Source organism: Pseudomonas sp. GXZC, from assembly GCF_026967615.1.
Lineage (GTDB): Bacteria > Pseudomonadota > Gammaproteobacteria > Pseudomonadales > Pseudomonadaceae > Aquipseudomonas > Aquipseudomonas azotoformans_A.
Genome location: NZ_CP114115.1, coordinates 5,179,096 through 5,196,793 on the forward strand (window position 1 = coordinate 5,179,096; position 17,698 = coordinate 5,196,793).

Genomic DNA, 17,698 nt, shown 5'->3' on the forward strand with positions numbered 1-17,698 from the left:
TTGCCTGTTCCCACATTTATTGGCCGTGTGAATCCCTCAGCCTGCGACCATCTCTGCTTTCAGCAGTGCCTCTTTCGCCTGCGCATCCGCCAACCGATACAACTCGATGCTCCCATCCCAGTGTTCGATCAACGCCGTGCACGACTCCACCCAATCCCCGCAGTTGAGGTAATCCACCTCGCCCACCTTGCGAATTTCCGCATGGTGGATATGCCCGCAGACCACGCCATGCAACTCGCGCTTGGTCACCTCATGGGCGATAGCTTCTTCGAAATCACTGATGAAATTCACCGCTGTCTTGACCTTGTGCTTGAGGTACGCCGACAGCGACCAATAGCCATAGCCGTAGCGCGCACGCCAGTGGTTCAGCCAGCGGTTCAGCGTGAGGGTGAACTCGTAGGCCGAGTCACCAAGGAACGCCAGCCAGCGGTGGTAGCGGGTGATCACGTCGAACTGATCGCCGTGGATCACCAGCAGATGCCGGCCGTCGGCAGTCACGTGGATTGCTTCGTCGACCAGCTGGATATTGCCCAGGATCAGCTTGGAATAGCGACGCAGGAATTCGTCGTGGTTGCCGGTGACGTAGATCACCTCGGTGCCACGCTTGGCCATGGTCAGCAAGCGGCGGATCACGTTGGTGTGGGCCTGGGGCCAATACATGCCGCCACGCAGTTTCCAGCCGTCGATAATGTCACCGACCAGGTAGACCTTGTCGGCCTGGTAGCCCTTGAGGAACTGCGACAAATGTTCGGCTTGGCAATCCCGGGTGCCCAGGTGCACATCGGAAATCCACAGGGTACGAACCCGTTGCTTGCGGCTGGGCTTGGCGAACTCGGCACTGGTCATGGGCATCCCTCGACGGTGTTTTCGCGAGCTTGCGCCCTGGCGATTAATAGCCCATGACAACTGTGCGTCAGTCTGATGACAGCGCTCAGGGCCCGCAAAGCGTTGTAGACTGCCCGCTTGCCGCCCAGGAGACCGCAATGGGACCCACCCTCACCCTACGCCACTACGTCGAAGCGCCCCTCGCCCACAGCCATGACCATGCGCAGTTGGTGTTCGGCCTGTCCGGGCACCTGGACCTGGAAGTAGACGGCCGTGGCAGCCAGGTGCGCGAAAGCAGCGTGATGGTGCTGCCCTTCTCTGCCCACCATGCGTGCGGCAGTCGCGATGGCAGCCGTTGCCTGGTGCTGGATGTGCCGACCGAGCACTGGGTGCTGCAATCGCTGGGCGAGCATGCCGATGCCAGTCGCCGCCTGCTCGACCAGCCCGCGCGGCTGACCCTGGACTCGCGGCAAAGCCAGCTGGTGCAATGGCTGGCACACAGCCCGGTGCATGACCCATTGATCGTGCAGCAAGGCGCGGTGCTGTTGCTGGCCAGCCTCAATCATCCGCTGGCCCCACCGCAGCCGGGCCGACGCCTGCCGTACGCAGCCTTCAATCAACATATCGAGCGACACCTTGCGCATCCCTTGCAGGTGGCTGACCTGGCGCGTATCGCTGACTTGTCAGTGGCGCGCCTGCACGCACGGTTCATGGCGGAATGCGGGCAAACACCGATGGACTACATCCGTAGCCGTCGCCTGCACATGGCCTTGGACCTGTTGCGCAAAACACCGCTGCCTATCGGTGAAATCGCCGATCGCGTCGGTTACGCCTCGCAAAGTGCCTTCGCCGCCGCAATGCTGCGGGAATTTGGCGCCTCGCCGGGTGCTTTACGGCGTAAGCCGTAGGAAGAGTCTCGCGATAAACATCGCGAGCCGGACGACAGACACCGATGCGGGCCACCCACTAGACTGCGGTTCTGTCACACCAAGACTCAAGGATCGCAATGACTCCCCGCTCAGCCCTCGGCGCCCTGCATATCGGCGCATTGATGTTTGGCCTCACCGGCGTATTCGGCAAACTGGCGGCCGCCTCCCCGGCCATCATCGTTTTTGGTCGCGCCGTGTTTGCCGTGGTGGCGCTGGCGGTATTCGCACGGTTCGCCAGCAGCACCGCCTGGAAAACCCTGGAGCTGCGCGACTGGCGCCGACTGCTGGTCAGCGGCGTATTGCTGGCGGCGCACTGGGTGACCTTCTTTATTGCCGTGAAAGTCGCCGGCGTAGCGGTTGCGACCTTGGGCTTCACCGCATTTCCAGCTTTTACCGTGATCCTCGAAGGGCTGATTTTCCGCGAGCGCATCCGCGCCAACGAAGTGGTCCTGGTCGTGCTGGTCAGCGTCGGCCTGGTGTTGGTTACCCCGGACTTCAACCTCGCCAGCGAAGCCACCGGCGGGCTGCTCTGGGGCATCGCCTCGGGGTTGCTGTTTTCCCTGCTGTCACTGAATAACCGCGCCAGCTCCGGACGTATCCCGGCGGTGCAGGCAGCGCTGTGCCAGAACGTGGTGGTCGCCGTGTGCCTGTTGCCCGTGGCGGCGCCCGGTCTGACAGAGGTGCGCGCAATCGACTGGTTGTGGATCGGTTTGCTCGGGGTGTTCTGCACCGGCCTGGCCCATAGCCTATTTGTTGCCAGCCTCGCGGTGATCAAGGCGCGTACCGCTTCGGTGGTGTTCGCCATGGAGCCGGTCTACGGCATCACCGCGGCTTGGCTGCTGTTTGCTGAAACCCCGACGCTGCGCATGCTCTTGGGCGGTGTGTTGATCATCGTCGCGATCGTGCTGTCAGGGTTGATGGGCGGTGCCAGCCAGGCCAAGCAGCCCGCAACCACGGCCTGATCTATACTTTAAACATCCGCAACAGTCTGCAGTCGTTCAACGGATAACCGACAGCTCGACGACAGCCTGGGTGTGTTCTGAAGTTGCTGCACGCGAGTGGTCACAACTCAACGCGATGCGGGAGCTTTACCATGGAAATGCTCATCAATTTGTTAGTGCAGATCATCAGCGGGGCCGTCGGCGGCAACATTGCCGGTATGACCAAACAGAGCCTCGGGACCGGGCTCAATACACTGATCGGTGGTATCGGCGGGCTGGTGTTGGGCCAGGTCGTCGCGGCACTCACCGGCACCTCGGGCGGTGAAGCGCTGGATGTGGCGGCGGTTGGCAGCAACATTGTCGGGGGAGGTGTCGGCGGCCTAGTGTTGACGTGGCTGATAGGTTTCATCAAACAAAAGATGGCCGCCAAATAGGACTGCGCTGCAGGGTCACCGCCTTTACAAGGCGGTGACTTTCACTGTGTGCGGTCGTTATGCCCCAGGTCGCGCTGCGGGTCGATCTGATCGCGCACGCGCTGCTTGAGTACCTTGGCCTCGGGAAAACCGCCGTCGACCTTGCGCTCCCAGATCTGCACGCCATCACAGGTGATGCGAAATGCGCCACCGGTGGCCGGTTCCAGCGCCACTTTGCCCAGGTCATCCGCAAACGTACTCAACAGTTCCTGCGCCAACCACGCGGCGCGCAGCAACCACTGACACTGGGTGCAATAGGTGATGACGATCTCGGGTTTGATCAGCGACATGATTTGAAAGGCTCCTGGCGTAACGGGCTAGGCGGATCGAGTGGCTATAATACCGGCCTTTATCGCCCAGCCTCGAGATTCATGATGCGCCGCCTGCTGTCCTGCCTGTTTCTGTGCCTGCTCCCGCTTGTTGCCGATGCCATTGAACCGCCACGCCCGAAGATCGGCCTGGTGCTGTCCGGCGGTGCCGCCCGTGGGCTGGCCCATATCGGCGTGCTCAAGGCACTGGAGGAGCAAGGCATCCAGATCGATGCGATTGCCGGTACCAGCATGGGGGCGGTGATCGGCGGGCTGTACGCCTCGGGCTACAAGATCGATGAGTTGGAAAAGCTGGCGCTGAGCATCGACTGGCAACAGGCACTGTCCGACGCACCGCCGCGGGAAGACGTGCCGTTCCGGCGCAAGCAGGATGACCGGGATTTCCTGGTCAAGCAGAAACTCAGCTTTCGCGACGACGGCAGCCTGGGCCTGCCACTGGGCGTGATCCAGGGCCAGAACCTGGCGCTGCTGCTGGAAAGCATGTTCGCCCATAGCAGCAACACGCGTAACTTCGACAAGCTGCCGATCCCCTTCCGCGCGGTAGCGACCGATATTACCACCGGCGAGAAAGTGGTATTCCGCAAGGGTCACCTGCCCCAGGTGATCCGCGCCAGCATGTCGATCCCGGCGGTGTTCGCGCCGGTTGAGCTGGATGGCCGACTGCTGGTGGACGGCGGCATGACCGATAACATCCCGCTGGATGTGGCGCGGGAAATGGGCGTGGATATCGCCATTGTCGTGGACATCGGCACCCCGCTGCGCTCGCGCAAGCAACTGGCGACGGTGGTGGACGTGCTCAACCAGTCGATCACCCTGATGACCCGGCGCAACTCCGAAGAACAACTCAAGGACCTGCACCCCAAGGACGTACTAATCCAGCCACCCCTCGCCGCCTATGGCGTGACCGACTTCGGCCGCGCCAAGGACATGATCGATGCCGGCTATCGCGCCACCCGCGCCCTCGACGCGCGCCTGGCCCACCTGCGCCCCGCCGAGCCGATCGACCCGCAACTGGTGGCCGCCCGCACACCCGGCGAACGCACGCCGGTGATCACTGCCATCAACGTGGAGAACGACTCGAAAGTCAGCGACGACGTGATCCGCTACTACATCCGCCAACCCTTGGGCGAGCCGCTCAACCTAGGGCGCCTGCAAACCGACATGGGCACCTTGTACGGCCTGGATTACTTCGAGCAGGTGCAATACCGCGTGGTGAAAAAGGGCCAGGACAACACCCTGGTGATCAGCGCGCGCGGCAAACGCAGCGGCACCGACTACCTGCGCCTGGGCTTGAACCTGTCGGATGACATGCGCGGCGACAGCGCGTTCAACCTCGGCGCCAGCTACCGCATGAACGGCATCAACCGGCTCGGCGCCGAATGGCTGACGCGGGTACAGATTGGGGATCGACAAGAGCTGTACAGTGAGTTCTACCAGCCAATGGACACGGGTTCGCGATACTTTGTCGCGCCGTACATCAGCGCCCAGGCCCAGAACGTCGAGCTGATCCTGGACAACGACCCCATCTCCGAATATCGCCTGGAACGCTACGGTTTCGGCTTGAACGTCGGACGGCAGATCGGCAACAGCGGCGAAATCCGCTTCGGCGTCGGCGAAGCCTGGGGCAAGGCGGACGTGCGCATTGGCGACCGGGATTTGCCCAGCGTGAGTTTCAGCGAAGGCTTCTATGAACTGAAGTACTCCTTCGACTCCCTGGACAACGTGTACTTCCCCCATACCGGCGAAGACATCGGCCTGGCCTACCGCGAATTCGAACCGGGACTGGGCTCGGACCAGCGTTACCGCCAGTGGGAGTTCAAGCTCGACAAGGCCATGAGCCACGGCCCGGACACCCTGGTGCTGGGCGGGCGTTACGGGCGCACCCTGGATGATTCGGACGTGGTGATTTCCAGCTTCCTGCTGGGTGGTGCGCGGCAGCTGTCGGGCTTCCGCCAGGATGCAATCTCGGGGCAGAACATCAGCCTGATGCGCGCGGTGTACTACCGCAGGCTCACACCGCGTTCGTACCTGCCGCTGGATTTCCCGCTGTACCTGGGCGCGTCACTGGAACGCGGCCGCGCGTGGAACAATGACAATGAATTCGACAGTGGGTATATCAACGCGGCGAGTATTTTCCTGGGGTTTGATACACCGTTGGGGCCGCTGAACTTCAGCTATGGGTTCAATGATGATAATCAGAAGGCGGTGTATCTGAACCTGGGGCAGACGTTCTGACGGTTTAAACAGAACCCACTGTGGACGCGGCGTTAAGTGCTGAACAGGCTTTTGTGGTGAGCGGGCTTGCCCCGCGCTGGGTGGCGAAGCCGCCCCAAAACCTGCCGGCGCGTTTCAACTGGAAGAATGCGGTGCCTGGATTAGGGCTGCTTCGCAGCCCAGCGCGGGGCAAGCCCGCTCACCACAACAAGCCCGCTCACCACAGAAAGCCCGCCCGGTGTTTGCTTCAGGACTTTTCCAGATTCGACAGGATATGCGCGTGCACGCGCATGCACACACTCAAATCAGCTTCATCCACGCCCACGAACAGCTCATGCCGCAAGGCCGTAGCGATGGTTTCGATCTGTTCGATCAACGGGCGGGCGGTATCACACAACAAGATGCGCTTGGCACGACGGTCTTCTACCACGGCCTGGCGTTGCACCAGGCCCTGGCTTTCCAGGCTGTCCAGCAGGCGGGCCAATGTCGGCCCTTCTACACCCACACTCTGCGCGAGCTCACGCTGGGTGGGGGCTTCTTCAAAACGGGCCAGGTGCAGCAGCACCAGCCAGCGCGCCTGTGACAGGCCAAGCCCAGCCAGACGGCGATCCAGCTCGGCGCGCCAACCACGGGACATTTGCGCCAATTGCATGCCAAATCGGTGTTGATCGGTTAACGGCATAAAAAACTCATGTTTTAGACTGAAAATAAAGTGTGGCTAATTATTAGTCAGCTAAGCATGAGCTTTGCCCGTAGGCAAGAGTTGCTATGTACTGATTCGTTACATTGTCGTAATTGGCGCACTAAATTTCGAATTCAGACTGCAAAGCCGCCCGCACGCAGTACAAAACACCTTCAGGAACGCGCCCGGTGAACAGCGGGGCAATCTCCGCCACAGGTGGCAATTCGCCCTCTCCGTCCAGGAATGCATCCTGGATTTCGCCGAGCAGATCCTCGGGTAAATCAAGGGCTTGCTCCAGCGATAACTGCTGCTTGCCGATGGATTCAGCGAGCAAGGTGTAGACGTTCTTTTCAGAGCATTGCAACTGGCCGGCGATCTGGATCGGAGTCATGCCAGCACGTGCCAGGCTGATCAGTTCGTGGCGGATATCGGCGACTTCCTTGGGCGCTTCGGCCTGGCCGCCGAGTACTTCGAGGAAGGCCTGGCCGTAACGCTCCAGCTTGCGCGCGCCCACACCACTGACCCGCGCCATCTCGGCCATGCTGGTGGGTTGCTCGCGCAGCATCTCCAGCAGGGTGGAGTCGGGGAAAATAACGTACGGCGGCACGCTGTGTTCCTGTGCCAGTTTGCGGCGCAGGGTGCGCAAGGCTTCCCACTGCTCGCGTTCTTCGCCACGTACAAGCTGGCTGGCCTGGCTGGTGCTGCTCTTGGCGGTGGTCTGCGGCTTGAGGTCGCGGCGCAGCTCCAGACTGACTTCGCCCTTGAGCAACGGCCGGCAGCTGTCATTCAGGCGCAGGCCGCCATAGCCTTCGATGTCGATGTCCACCAGGCCGCGCGCCACCATCTGCCGGAACAGCGAGCGCCACTCGCCTTCGGCGCGGGCCTTGCCGACACCATAGACCGAGAGCTTTTCATGGCCGAAGCTGCGCACCTTCTCGTTGTCCTTGCCCAGCAACACATCCACCAAGTGACCGACGCCATAACGCTGGCCGGTGCGATAGATGGCGGACAAACCCTGGCGCGCCGGCTCGGTGGCGTCCCAGGTCTGCACGCCGTCGACGCAGTTGTCGCAATGGCCGCACGGCTCTGGCATGTCTTCATCGAAATAGGCCAGCAAGGTCTGGCGACGGCAGCGGGTCTCTTCACACAGCGAGAGCATGGCGTCGAGTTTGTGCTGTTCCAGGCGCTTGTGGCGCTCGTCGCCCTCGGAGTTCTGCAGCATCTGCTTGAGCATCACCACGTCTTGCAGGCCGTAGACCATCCACGCATCCGCCGGCAAACCGTCACGGCCGGCGCGCCCGGTTTCCTGGTAGTAGGCCTCGAGGGATTTGGGCAGGTCCATGTGCGCAACGAAGCGCACGTTGGATTTGTCGATGCCCATGCCGAACGCGATTGTAGCCACCATGATCAGGCCTTCCTCGTTGAGGAAGCGCTTCTGGTGAGCCGAACGTGTTTCGTTGGGCAGGCCGGCGTGATACGGCAACGCTGGGTAGCCTTGTTCACAGAGAAACGCGGCGACTTCATCGACCTTCTTGCGCGACAGGCAATAGACGATGCCCGCATCGCTGCGCCGCTCGGAAAGGAACGCCAGCAGCTGTTTGCGCGGCTGCTCCTTGGGCACGATACGGTAGAAAATATTCGGTCGGTCAAAGCTCGACAGGAAGCGCTCGGCGTTCTGCAGATGCAGGCGCTCGACGATTTCTTCGCGAGTGCGCTTGTCGGCCGTGGCGGTCAGGGCAATGCGCGGCACATCGGGAAACAGCTCTGCCAATTGGCCGAGCTGCAAATACTCGCGGCGGAAGTCATGACCCCATTGGGAGACACAGTGGGCTTCGTCGATGGCGAACAGGGCGATTTCCAGGCTCTGCAAAAAAGCCAGCATGCGCGGCTGCACCAGGCGCTCGGGGGCCAGGTACAGCATCTTCACTTCACCGCGCTTGATTCGCGCCGCCAGGTCGCGCTGCTGCTCGGCACTGAGGGTGGAGTTCAACGACGCGGCGGCGACGCCGAGTTCTTCAAGGGTGGCCACCTGGTCGTCCATCAGGGCGATCAGCGGCGACACCACCACGGCCAGGCCATTGCGCAACAGCGCCGGCACCTGGAAGCACAACGACTTACCACCGCCGGTAGGCATCAGGACCAGAGCGTCACCGCCATTGGCCACGCGCTCAATGATCGCACCCTGGCGGCCACGAAAACTGTCGTAGCCGAAGATGTCCTTGAGGACGCGTTGTGCCTGCTCGAGCATGTAAAACTCCAAAATAGTGCCGAAATCCCTCTGTACAGGCTGGCCGAAAAAAACCGCTTTCACGGGAAATAATCCGTAAGCGAAGTTTTCGCGCACTGGCGCTTGGCCTGCAAGGGCATCACAAAACGCGGCAGTATACCCGAGCGCTACCCGGCAAAGGGCGCCACTGACGAACAGCGAGCGCTATCTAAAACCTGGCAAATATGCAGTGCGGCTGGCCTGGGCGCTCAAGAAAGCCTAGAATTCAGCATCGTTTATTCCCAAGGTAGTCCTTCAATGTCCTTCGCTGAGCAACTAACCCGCCTGCAAGCCTTCCTCGACGCCGATGAGCTGCATGACGAGGCGCTGGACTACGTGGCCGCCCACGGCTACCTGACCGCCCTGTCGATCTGCTCCGACGTCGTCCCCGACCGTGAATGGATCGATGCACTGTTCGCCGAAGAGCCGCACTACACCGACGCCGCCCAACGCGAAGAAATCGAATCCACCCTGCTGGCCCTCAAGGCCCACATCGGTCGCCAACTGGCTTCCGACGAAGAGTTCGAGCTGCCGTGCGAACTGGACCTGGGCGAAGAGCCGGATGACTCCGACCTGCGCGGCTGGTGCATCGGCTTCATGGAAGGCGTGTTCCTGCGCGAAGCCGCCTGGTTCGAAACCGCCGAGGAAGAAGTCAGCGAAATGCTGCTGCCGATCATGGTTGGTTCCGGCCTGTTCGACGACCAGCCTGAATTCGCCGACATCGCCGCCGACGCCAACCTGATGGACGACATGATCGTTCAGATCCCGGAAGCCCTGACCGCGCTGTACCTGCTGTGCAACGCACCTGACGAAAAACCGGCGATCCTCAAGCCACGTCACCACTGAGTCGCTTGCCCGTGACACCCATGGGCAATCGTCCTCTGCTCCTGCGCTACCTGTTGCTGGCCATCGGCTTGCTCAGTGTGGCGTTAGGGGTAATCGGGATTTTCCTGCCGGTATTGCCGACGACCCCCTTCCTTCTTCTTGCTGCCGCCTGCTTCGCCCGAAGCTCCCCGCGTTTCTACCATTGGCTGGTGCAACACCCGCGCCTGGGGCCGTGGATCCGTGATTACCTGGATGGCAATGGCATTCCTCTCAAAGCCAAGGTCTACGCCATCGGCTTGATGTGGCTGAGCATCGGCGTGTCCTGTTACCTGGTGCCACTGCCGTGGGCGCGGGGTTTCATGCTGACCAGTGCGGTGCTGGTGACTATTTACATTCTGCGCCAGAAAACCCTGCCACCCCGCTAGGCCGCGACATCACGTCGCGCTCAGACCTTGGTCGACACTGACTAACCCCAAGCATTCTGCGAGACTGTCCAACCGGGCCTGGAATGCCCGGGTGTTCTTATGCGCGGAGTTACCATGACGTTGTCCAGCGGGCTGATCGCCGCCGTTGCCCTGGCCTATATGGCCATTATGTTTGCCATCGCCTTCTACGGTGATCGCCGCCGTGCGCCGCTGCCGCCGCGTATGCGTGCCTGGGTGTACAGCCTGTCGCTGGCCGTTTATTGCACCAGTTGGACATTCTTCGGCGCCGTAGGCCAGGCTGCCGAACAGTTGTGGGCGTTTTTACCGATCTACCTGGGACCGGTGTTGTTGCTGGTGTTGGCACCTTGGGTGCTGCAGAAGATGATCCTGATCAGCAAGCAGGAAAACATCACCTCCATCGCCGACTTTATTGCGGCACGCTACGGCAAATCCCAATCCCTGGCCGTGGTGGTTGCACTGATCTGCCTGGTCGGCGTGCTGCCTTATATCGCGCTGCAACTCAAAGGCATCGTGCTGGGCGTCAATCTGCTGATCGGCGCTGGCGCCGACACCACCGGCACCCGCGCCCAGGACACGGCGCTGATTGTGTCGCTGGTGCTGGCGCTGTTCACCATTGTGTTTGGTACGCGCAACCTCGATGCCACGGAACACCACCGGGGCATGGTGCTGGCGATTGCGTTTGAATCTCTGGTCAAACTGTTCGCATTTCTCGCGGTCGGCGCGTTTGTGACCTACGGGCTGTACGACGGTTTCGGTGATCTGTTCAGCCAAGCCATGCTCGCGCCCCGCCTGGATGAATACTGGAAAGAGACCGTCAACTGGCCATCCATGGTGGTGCAGACCGGCGTGGCCATGATGGCGATCATCTGCCTGCCCCGACAGTTCCATGTCACGGTGGTAGAGAACATCGATCCTCAGGACCTGCGCCTGGCCAAGTGGGTGTTTCCTGCGTACCTGGTGCTCGCCGCATTGTTCGTGATCCCTATCGCCTTGGGCGGCAAGATGCTGTTGCCCAGCTCGGTGTTGCCGGACTCCTACGTCATCAGCCTGCCCATGGCCGAAGCCCATCCGGCGTTGGCCGTGCTGGCCTTTATCGGCGGCGCGTCGGCGGCGACCGGCATGGTGATCGTGGCGAGCATCGCGCTGTCCACCATGGTATCGAACGACATGCTGCTGCCGTGGTTGCTGCGTCGCTCCAGCGCCGAGCGGCCGTTCGAAGTGTTCCGCCACTGGATGCTCTCGGTACGCCGCGTAAGCATCGTGATCATTCTGTTGCTGGCCTACGTCAGCTATCGCCTATTAGGCTCCACCGCGAGCCTGGCGACCATCGGCCAGATCGCCTTTGCTGCCGTGACGCAACTGGCTCCCGCCATGCTCGGTGCGTTGTATTGGAAACAAGCCAACCGACGCGGGGTATTTGCCGGGCTGGCAGCCGGTACTTTCCTGTGGTTCTACACCTTGGTCCTACCGGTGACGGCGAAAAGCCTGGGCTGGTCCCTCAGCCTTTTCCCAGGGCTGACATGGATGCATTCCCACCCGCTAGGCCTGTCTGTCACCTCATTGACCTTGGGTACCGTGTTTTCCCTGGCCGGCAACTTCACGCTGTTTGTGTGGGTGTCGATGCTGTCGCGCACGCGGGTGTCCGAACACTGGCAAGCCGGGCGTTTCATCGGCCAGGAAATCAGCCAACGTGCCAGCGCCCGTTCGATGTTGTCGGTGCAGATCAGCGACTTGCTCAGCCTGGCGGCGCGCTTTGTCGGTGAAGAACGCGCCCAGCAGAGCTTTATCCGTTTCGCCTATCGCCAGGGCAAAGGCTTCAACCCCAACCAGAATGCCGACAACGATTGGATTGCCCACACCGAGCGATTATTGGCCGGCGTACTGGGCGCCTCGTCGACACGTGCAGTGGTAAAAGCCGCCATCGAAGGTCGGGAAATGCAGTTGGAGGACGTAGTCCGCATCGCTGACGAAGCGTCGGAGGTGCTGCAATTCAACCGCGCATTGCTGCAAGGGGCCATCGAGAACATCACCCAGGGCATCAGCGTGGTCGACCAGTCCCTCAAGCTGGTGGCCTGGAACCGGCGTTATCTGGAGCTGTTCAACTACCCGGACGGGCTGATCAGCGTGGGCCGGCCGATCGCCGACATCATCCGCTACAACGCCGAACGCGGGCTGTGCGGACCAGGCGAGGCCGAAGTCCATGTGGCGCGGCGTCTGCACTGGATGCGCCAGGGCCGTGCGCACACCTCCGAGCGTTTATTTCCCAATGGGCGGGTGATCGAGCTGATCGGCAACCCGATGCCGGGCGGCGGTTTTGTCATGAGCTTCACTGACATTACCGCGTTCCGCGAAGCCGAGCAGGCACTCACCGAGGCCAACGAAGGCCTGGAACAACGGGTGACCGAGCGCACCCATGAACTGTCCCAACTCAATGTGGCACTCACCGACGCCAAGGGCGTGGCCGAGTCCGCCAGCCAGTCGAAGACCCGCTTCCTGGCGGCGGTCAGCCATGACTTGATGCAACCTTTGAATGCTGCGCGCCTGTTTTCCGCCGCCCTCTCCCACCAGAACGACGGCCTCTCCACCGAAGCCCGGCAATTGGTGCAGCACCTGGACAGCTCCTTGCGCTCCGCCGAAGACCTGATCAGCGACTTGCTGGATATCTCGCGCCTGGAAAACGGCAAGATCAATCCGCAGCGCCAGCCGTTTGTGCTCAACGAGCTGTTCGACACCTTGGGCGCGGAGTTCAAGGCGCTGGCCCAGGAGCAAGGTTTGCGTTTCCGCCTGCGCGGCAGTCGCTTGCGCGTCGACAGCGATATCAAGTTGCTGCGGCGCATCCTGCAGAATTTTCTCACCAACGCATTCCGTTATGCCGATGGCCCGGTGCTGCTCGGCGTACGCCGACGCAAGGGCGAGCTGTGCCTGGAAGTGTGGGACCGTGGCCCCGGCATCCCGCTGGATAAACAGAAGGTGATCTTCGAAGAGTTCAAACGCCTGGACAGCCACCAGACCCGCGCGGAGAAAGGCTTGGGACTGGGCCTGGCAATCGCCGATGGCTTGTGCCGCGTACTCGGCCATCGGTTGAGCGTACGCTCGTGGCCAGGCAAAGGCAGCGTATTCAGCGTGCGCGTGCCGTTGGCGCGCAATCAAGTCAGCGCGTCGATCAAGACACCCCAGGAAACCGGCCTGCCGTTGAGCGGCGCACAGGTGCTGTGTGTGGATAACGAAGAGAGCATCCTGATCGGCATGCGCAGCCTGTTGACCCGCTGGGGCTGCGAGGTGTGGACCGCCACCGACCAGGCGCAATGCGCGGCGTTGCTCGCCGACGGCGTGCGTCCGCAGTTGGCCCTGGTGGATTACCACCTGGACCATGGCGAAACCGGGACTGAGCTGATGGGGTGGCTGCGCGCACAATTGGCCGAGCCGATTCCCGGTGTGGTGATCAGCGCCGACGGCCGCCCGGAGATGGTGGCCGAAGTGCATGCGGCGGGGTTGGATTACCTGGCCAAGCCGGTGAAGCCAGCGGCGTTGCGGGCATTGTTAAGCCGACATCTTCCCTTGTAACTCAGTTACTCGGGTAGGTGCGCGACACCGTCTGAATCCGTCATCGCCCGCTCGAGCAAATCCGCCGGCAGGCTTTTACTCGCCCGCGCGCCCAGCAACCTCAATTGCTCGGTGCGGCTAACCAGATTTCCGCGTCCATCTGTCAGCTTGTTTCGCGCCGCACTGTAAGCCTTATCCAACTGCTGCAAACGGTTACCCACTTCATCCAGGTCCTGGATAAACAGCACAAACTTGTCGTACAGCCAACCGGCGCGCTCGGCGATTTCCCGGGCGTTCTGGCTCTGGCGTTCCTGTTTCCACAGGCTGTCGATCACGCGCAGGGTCGCGAGCAAGGTGGTTGGGCTGACAATCACGATATGACGGTCGAACGCTTCCTGGAACAGGTTGGGCTCAGCCTGCAACGCAGCGGAAAATGCCGCTTCGATCGGCACGAACAGCAACACGAAATCCAGGCTGTGCAGGCCTTCCAGCCGTTTGTAATCCTTGCCGGCCAGGCCTTTGACGTGGTTTCGCAGCGACAGTACGTGCTGCTTCAGGGCCGCCTGGCCGATCACTTCATCGTCCGCCGCCACATACTGTTGATAAGCGGTGAGGCTGACCTTGGAGTCCACCACCACCTGCTTGTCGCCGGGCAACATGATCAGCACGTCGGGCTGAAAACGCTCGCCGTCCGGGCCCTTGAGACTGACTTGGGTCTGGTACTCACGGCCCTTCTCCAGCCCGGCGTGCTCCAACACCCGCTCAAGGATCAGCTCACCCCAGTTGCCCTGGGTTTTCTGGCCCTTGAGCGCGCGGGTCAGGTTGGTGGCTTCGTCCGACAGACGCAGGTTTAACTGCTGTAGGCGCTCCAGCTCCTTGGCCAGAGAAAAACGCTCACGTGCCTCGTTCTGGTAGCTTTCTTCCACGCGCTTTTCGAAGGACTGGATGCGCTCCTTCAGCGGGTCGAGCAATTGACCCAGGCGCTCCTGGCTGGTTTCGGCGAAGCGCTGTTCACGCTCGTCGAAGATCTTGCCGGCCAACTCGGCGAACTGCGCACGCAGCTCATCACGCGAGCCTTGCAGGTCGGTGAGGCGTTGTTGATGACTGTCCTGTTGTTCACGCAGTTCGGCGCGCAGAGCGGCCGACAAGGCATCGAGGCGGCGTAGCTCGACTTCCTTGGCGCTGCGGTCGAGGTTCCAGGCATGGGCGGCGTCGCGGGCATTGTCGCGGTCGATCTGCAGCAACTCGACTTCGCGACGCACAGCGGCCAGGTCAGCTTGCTTGGCGGCGTTGGCCTGGCTCAAGTCGCTGATCTCGTCGCGGCTGGCATCCAACTGAGCGGCCAGACCTTCCTGGGCCAGCTGTGCAGTGGCCAGGCGCTCTTCGAGCAGTTCCCAGCCGGTCATGCGTGCGCTCAGGCGTCGCTGGAGCTGCCAGCACACGGCCAGTAACGGCACGGCAGCGCCGGCCAGGCCCAAGGCAATACTGGTCCAGTCAAAAACCATAGACATGTCTGCCATCACCGAAAAAAACCAAGGTTAGCGGAGCACAGGGCCTGAGGACAGCTCAGTCTTCGACCTGGCCCAATTCGCGCTGGGCGCGGCGGTCACCGGCGCGGGCGGCCAGGCGCAGCAGGTCGTGGCCGATGCGGCGGTCGCGGGCATTCCCGCATTCGCGGCACATCAGTTGGCCCAGGCGGCTTTGCGCGGCAACCACACCTTCACGGGCCGGCTGCTTGAGCAAACGCCCGGCGAAGTGCTTTACATTGGTGTTGTGACCCAGGCGCGGACTGTCGAGCAACCACAAGGCAACTTTCAACGAGAAGCGCTTGGGGACGGTAACAGTTTGAGGGGTGTCGGTAACAGAAGGTGATACTGAGCGAAACTTCATAAAGCACTGTGGGACAGAACGGAAGGCGCGCCACTCTACTCTTTTTTTCGTACAGGTAAAGCTGAAAAAACTCGGCACGCCCGTTCTAGAGCAAGCGCTCGGGACAATCCACAGAAGCTGTGGATAACTCAGTGGACAACCCCCCTTTAACTCGCGCAAAGCCCCATGGAATGGGGGCCGCAGTCAAACTGACGATTTTTTCACCAATAAAAAAAAGCCAGATTTTTCATTGACTTAAATTTCCATTACAGGCAAATGGCGGCCCTGCAGTGCAGTTGACAGCGCGGTTACACACGCCGCAACTAATGTGCACAAGTACCCATTCGATGGTTATATCCCCGGCTTTTTTTGAAACGGCTCGCTGCAAAAATGTTACCGCGAGGGCAAAGCGGGGACTTTTCAAATCTTTCCCGGCTCGCCACACTCCCCCACCTACATCGCAACGGTGGGTGGGTTGATGAAAGGGATTCTGTTATTCGCCGTGTTGCTGCTGGCCATCTGCGCCGTTTCCTTGGGGATCAATGCCGCACTGCCGTCACCGGATGGGGCGCTATTCGCCATCGCGATCCTGCTGTCGGCGGCGTTCACGGCCGTGAGCCTGTGCATCGAACTGGGTGAGGGCCGGATAAACGACATGGGCGACGTGATGAAGGTGGTAGAAACCGGTCAATCCCTACGCCTGACGCTTGCCGCCTACGGGCTGGGCTGCTCCCTGGCGGCAGCGACCACCGTATTGGTCTATCGCGGCCTGTTGGGCGGCTGATGGAATTTTTTTGGCTAACACACTTCCCTTACCTGTTTCAATCCGTTACTATCCGCGGCGTTAGTACCAAGCTGAAAGTCAATTCTGGTCGAACAACTCCCCTGTCCAACACGGGATCGACCACCTCGATGGTTTCCAGGTATCACTTGCGACGACACTGCCTTTGAACAAGCAAAGGGTGTCGCGAAGTTTCCATACTCTGACCGAACCAACCTGCAAATTGATCAGGATCTTCACCCCGGGCCCAGAACCTTTGCCCCTGTTGTGTTGCCTGCCCTCCTAAGTACCTACCTGCCAGCCCAAGCGCGCCTGAACTCATAGCGCTTCAAACTGGCTGCGTTGTTCCAGTCGGGTTCTTCGTTTGATCAATAGTGATCAACGTCACTGGAACGTTTTAATACGGCACGGTTCTTATCCGTGTCATTTGTAGGAACACCAATAATTATGAACGCTCAAATCCATACTCAGGATGCCATTCGCACCCTCACCAACGCTTTTGCTCCAATGAACTGCCTGATCATGGCCGCTCGCAAAGGCTGCTTCAGCTTCACCCTGGTCAACGAACACGGCATCGCGCGTCACAGCGAACGCCTGTACCCCGATCAATACTCCAGCGCAGAACCGCTGCAGGCCGTGATCGAGCGTACCCGTCAGGCACTGACTGCCTGATCGACCCGAGTCGCTGAAACACAAAAACCCTGTTTGAAACGCAGGGTTTTTTATTGCCCGGAATTTGCCTATTGAGCTTTTGCACTAAGTTCGAATAGATATAAACGTTATAACTAAATGAAGAAGATGTTTTAAAAACAGTCCTTTACATCACAAATATGACACTACACTTCAACTCAAGCGGCATGATCCGCTTCCGGCGAGCCTGAGATCCGATCCACTGCTGCCAAGCCCCCACCTTCTCAGGCCTCGTCGACCACTTTCACGGATTGAGGCGTGTATGGGTATCGCTGCCAGCGAATTGTGTCGTTATGTGATCCGGCCGACCTTGATGTACCTCGGCCGCCATAACCCGACGGCCGAGTCCCTGCTGCTGGGCATTGCCGCCAGCCAGTCGGAACTTGGTTCCGCGCTGCACGACCGCCGTGGGCATGGCCTGTACAGCATCACCGAACCGCGCCACCGCGCCTTGTGGGATAACTACCTGGCGCTGGACCCCGAGCGCGCCAGCCTGGTACGCGGGCTCGCGAGCCAGCACGCGTTCCTCAGCGCCCCGCAATTGGAGCTCACCGTCAACCTGCGTTACGCCACCGCCATTGCCTGGTTGTTGATCGAACAACACACCCCCGCACTGCCTCCGCCCGGTGACGTACTGGCCATGGCGCGTATCTGGAAAGAAATTTTTCATCCACAAGGAAGGCTGCGCGATTTCACTCAAGCCTGGCAAACGTGTGTTTCACCCATGAATCACGTGGTTTGCTGACCGGGCAATTTGCAAGATTCGTCAAAAACCCTGGAATTTGGTCGGATTGTCCTACAAAACCGCTCTATCTCCTACATTACAGCCTATAGCGCGATCTTAAAATTATTGTTACTTTCCGCAGCGGTGATCACCACGGAGTT

16 protein-coding genes are annotated in these 17,698 nt (G+C 60.7%); 10 read left to right on the forward strand and 6 right to left on the reverse strand.

Going from position 1 to position 17,698, the window contains the following annotated elements:
- Positions 1-36 precede the first annotated feature (36 nt).
- Complete coding sequence (locus tag OZ428_RS24310; protein ID WP_177112133.1) at positions 37-846, reverse strand: UDP-2,3-diacylglucosamine diphosphatase; 810 nt, start codon at positions 844-846, stop codon at positions 37-39.
- A gap of 137 nt (positions 847-983) precedes the next feature.
- On the opposite strand from OZ428_RS24310, the gene OZ428_RS24315 reads away from it, so the two are divergent.
- The 3 genes from OZ428_RS24315 (at position 984) to OZ428_RS24325 (ending at position 3,129) form a co-directional block, all read left to right on the forward strand.
- Positions 984-1,733, forward strand: coding sequence for an AraC family transcriptional regulator (locus tag OZ428_RS24315; RefSeq protein WP_033900730.1), 750 nt, complete (start codon positions 984-986; stop codon positions 1,731-1,733).
- Positions 1,734-1,831: 98 nt separating this feature from the next.
- Positions 1,832-2,716 (forward strand): DMT family transporter, encoded by an 885-nt coding sequence (locus OZ428_RS24320; protein WP_033900729.1) that lies wholly within the window; start codon positions 1,832-1,834, stop codon positions 2,714-2,716.
- Between the two features lie 131 nt (positions 2,717-2,847).
- Positions 2,848-3,129 carry a hypothetical protein gene (locus tag OZ428_RS24325; protein WP_269131575.1) on the forward strand — a complete coding sequence of 94 codons (282 nt, stop codon included), beginning with the start codon at positions 2,848-2,850 and terminating at the stop codon, positions 3,127-3,129.
- A gap of 41 nt (positions 3,130-3,170) precedes the next feature.
- Here the strand turns inward: OZ428_RS24325 and OZ428_RS24330 are convergent, their stop codons facing one another.
- Positions 3,171-3,458, reverse strand: a complete 288-nt coding sequence (locus OZ428_RS24330; RefSeq protein WP_033900727.1) for a SelT/SelW/SelH family protein — start codon at positions 3,456-3,458, stop codon at positions 3,171-3,173.
- A gap of 84 nt (positions 3,459-3,542) precedes the next feature.
- On the opposite strand from OZ428_RS24330, the gene OZ428_RS24335 reads away from it, so the two are divergent.
- The gene (locus OZ428_RS24335; RefSeq protein ID WP_033900726.1) at positions 3,543-5,732 is read left to right on the forward strand and encodes a patatin-like phospholipase family protein; all 2,190 of its coding nucleotides are present in this window, start codon (positions 3,543-3,545) and stop codon (positions 5,730-5,732) included.
- Between the two features lie 226 nt (positions 5,733-5,958).
- Here the strand turns inward: OZ428_RS24335 and OZ428_RS24340 are convergent, their stop codons facing one another.
- On the reverse strand, positions 5,959-6,393 hold the full coding sequence (locus OZ428_RS24340; RefSeq protein ID WP_269131576.1) for a MarR family transcriptional regulator: 435 nt from the start codon (positions 6,391-6,393) through the stop codon (positions 5,959-5,961).
- A 121-nt stretch (positions 6,394-6,514) separates the two neighbouring features.
- On the reverse strand, positions 6,515-8,641 hold the full coding sequence (gene recQ, locus OZ428_RS24345; protein ID WP_269131577.1) for a DNA helicase RecQ: 2,127 nt from the start codon (positions 8,639-8,641) through the stop codon (positions 6,515-6,517).
- 276 nt (positions 8,642-8,917) lie between these two features.
- Here recQ and OZ428_RS24350 point away from each other — a divergent pair, with 276 nt between their 5' ends.
- The 3 genes from OZ428_RS24350 (at position 8,918) to OZ428_RS24360 (ending at position 13,494) form a co-directional block, all read left to right on the forward strand.
- The gene (locus OZ428_RS24350; protein ID WP_016976541.1) at positions 8,918-9,505 is read left to right on the forward strand and encodes a UPF0149 family protein; all 588 of its coding nucleotides are present in this window, start codon (positions 8,918-8,920) and stop codon (positions 9,503-9,505) included.
- 20 nt (positions 9,506-9,525) lie between these two features.
- Positions 9,526-9,909, forward strand: coding sequence for a YbaN family protein (locus OZ428_RS24355; protein WP_033900724.1), 384 nt, complete (start codon positions 9,526-9,528; stop codon positions 9,907-9,909).
- 114 nt (positions 9,910-10,023) lie between these two features.
- A complete protein-coding gene (locus OZ428_RS24360) occupies positions 10,024-13,494 on the forward strand; it encodes a hybrid sensor histidine kinase/response regulator (RefSeq protein ID WP_269131578.1) in 3,471 nt (1,156 codons plus the stop codon).
- 5 nt (positions 13,495-13,499) lie between these two features.
- Here OZ428_RS24360 and rmuC read toward each other — a convergent pair whose 3' ends face one another.
- A complete protein-coding gene (rmuC, locus tag OZ428_RS24365; RefSeq protein WP_177112173.1) occupies positions 13,500-14,864 on the reverse strand; it encodes a DNA recombination protein RmuC in 1,365 nt (454 codons plus the stop codon).
- A gap of 175 nt (positions 14,865-15,039) precedes the next feature.
- A complete protein-coding gene (locus OZ428_RS24370; RefSeq protein ID WP_101272361.1) occupies positions 15,040-15,363 on the reverse strand; it encodes a sel1 repeat family protein in 324 nt (107 codons plus the stop codon).
- A gap of 457 nt (positions 15,364-15,820) precedes the next feature.
- On the opposite strand from OZ428_RS24370, the gene OZ428_RS24375 reads away from it, so the two are divergent.
- From OZ428_RS24375 to OZ428_RS24385, 3 genes are all read left to right on the forward strand, one after another.
- A complete protein-coding gene (locus OZ428_RS24375) occupies positions 15,821-16,126 on the forward strand; it encodes a hypothetical protein (protein WP_028617356.1) in 306 nt (101 codons plus the stop codon).
- Between the two features lie 444 nt (positions 16,127-16,570).
- Positions 16,571-16,795, forward strand: coding sequence for a hypothetical protein (locus OZ428_RS24380; protein ID WP_005790139.1), 225 nt, complete (start codon positions 16,571-16,573; stop codon positions 16,793-16,795).
- 280 nt (positions 16,796-17,075) lie between these two features.
- The gene (locus OZ428_RS24385; protein WP_269131579.1) at positions 17,076-17,558 is read left to right on the forward strand and encodes a hypothetical protein; all 483 of its coding nucleotides are present in this window, start codon (positions 17,076-17,078) and stop codon (positions 17,556-17,558) included.
- Positions 17,559-17,698: the final 140 nt, after the last annotated feature.

Excerpts from the sequence above, each read along its gene's own strand:
- OZ428_RS24375 (WP_028617356.1), top strand. The coding sequence starts at position 15,821 with ATGAAAGGGATTCTGTTATTCGCCGTGTTGCTGCTGGCCATCTGCGCC.
- OZ428_RS24320 (WP_033900729.1), top strand. The coding sequence starts at position 1,832 with ATGACTCCCCGCTCAGCCCTCGGCGCCCTGCATATCGGCGCATTGATG.
- OZ428_RS24385 (WP_269131579.1), top strand. The coding sequence starts at position 17,076 with ATGGGTATCGCTGCCAGCGAATTGTGTCGTTATGTGATCCGGCCGACC.
- OZ428_RS24325 (WP_269131575.1), top strand. The coding sequence starts at position 2,848 with ATGGAAATGCTCATCAATTTGTTAGTGCAGATCATCAGCGGGGCCGTC.
- OZ428_RS24370 (WP_101272361.1), bottom strand. The coding sequence starts at position 15,363 with ATGAAGTTTCGCTCAGTATCACCTTCTGTTACCGACACCCCTCAAACT.
- OZ428_RS24340 (WP_269131576.1), bottom strand. The coding sequence starts at position 6,393 with ATGCCGTTAACCGATCAACACCGATTTGGCATGCAATTGGCGCAAATG.
- OZ428_RS24360 (WP_269131578.1), top strand. The coding sequence starts at position 10,024 with ATGACGTTGTCCAGCGGGCTGATCGCCGCCGTTGCCCTGGCCTATATG.
- OZ428_RS24380 (WP_005790139.1), top strand. The coding sequence starts at position 16,571 with ATGAACGCTCAAATCCATACTCAGGATGCCATTCGCACCCTCACCAAC.
- recQ (WP_269131577.1), bottom strand. The coding sequence starts at position 8,641 with ATGCTCGAGCAGGCACAACGCGTCCTCAAGGACATCTTCGGCTACGAC.
- OZ428_RS24330 (WP_033900727.1), bottom strand. The coding sequence starts at position 3,458 with ATGTCGCTGATCAAACCCGAGATCGTCATCACCTATTGCACCCAGTGT.
- OZ428_RS24355 (WP_033900724.1), top strand. The coding sequence starts at position 9,526 with ATGGGCAATCGTCCTCTGCTCCTGCGCTACCTGTTGCTGGCCATCGGC.
- OZ428_RS24310 (WP_177112133.1), bottom strand. The coding sequence starts at position 846 with ATGACCAGTGCCGAGTTCGCCAAGCCCAGCCGCAAGCAACGGGTTCGT.
- OZ428_RS24350 (WP_016976541.1), top strand. The coding sequence starts at position 8,918 with ATGTCCTTCGCTGAGCAACTAACCCGCCTGCAAGCCTTCCTCGACGCC.
- OZ428_RS24315 (WP_033900730.1), top strand. The coding sequence starts at position 984 with ATGGGACCCACCCTCACCCTACGCCACTACGTCGAAGCGCCCCTCGCC.
- OZ428_RS24335 (WP_033900726.1), top strand. The coding sequence starts at position 3,543 with ATGCGCCGCCTGCTGTCCTGCCTGTTTCTGTGCCTGCTCCCGCTTGTT.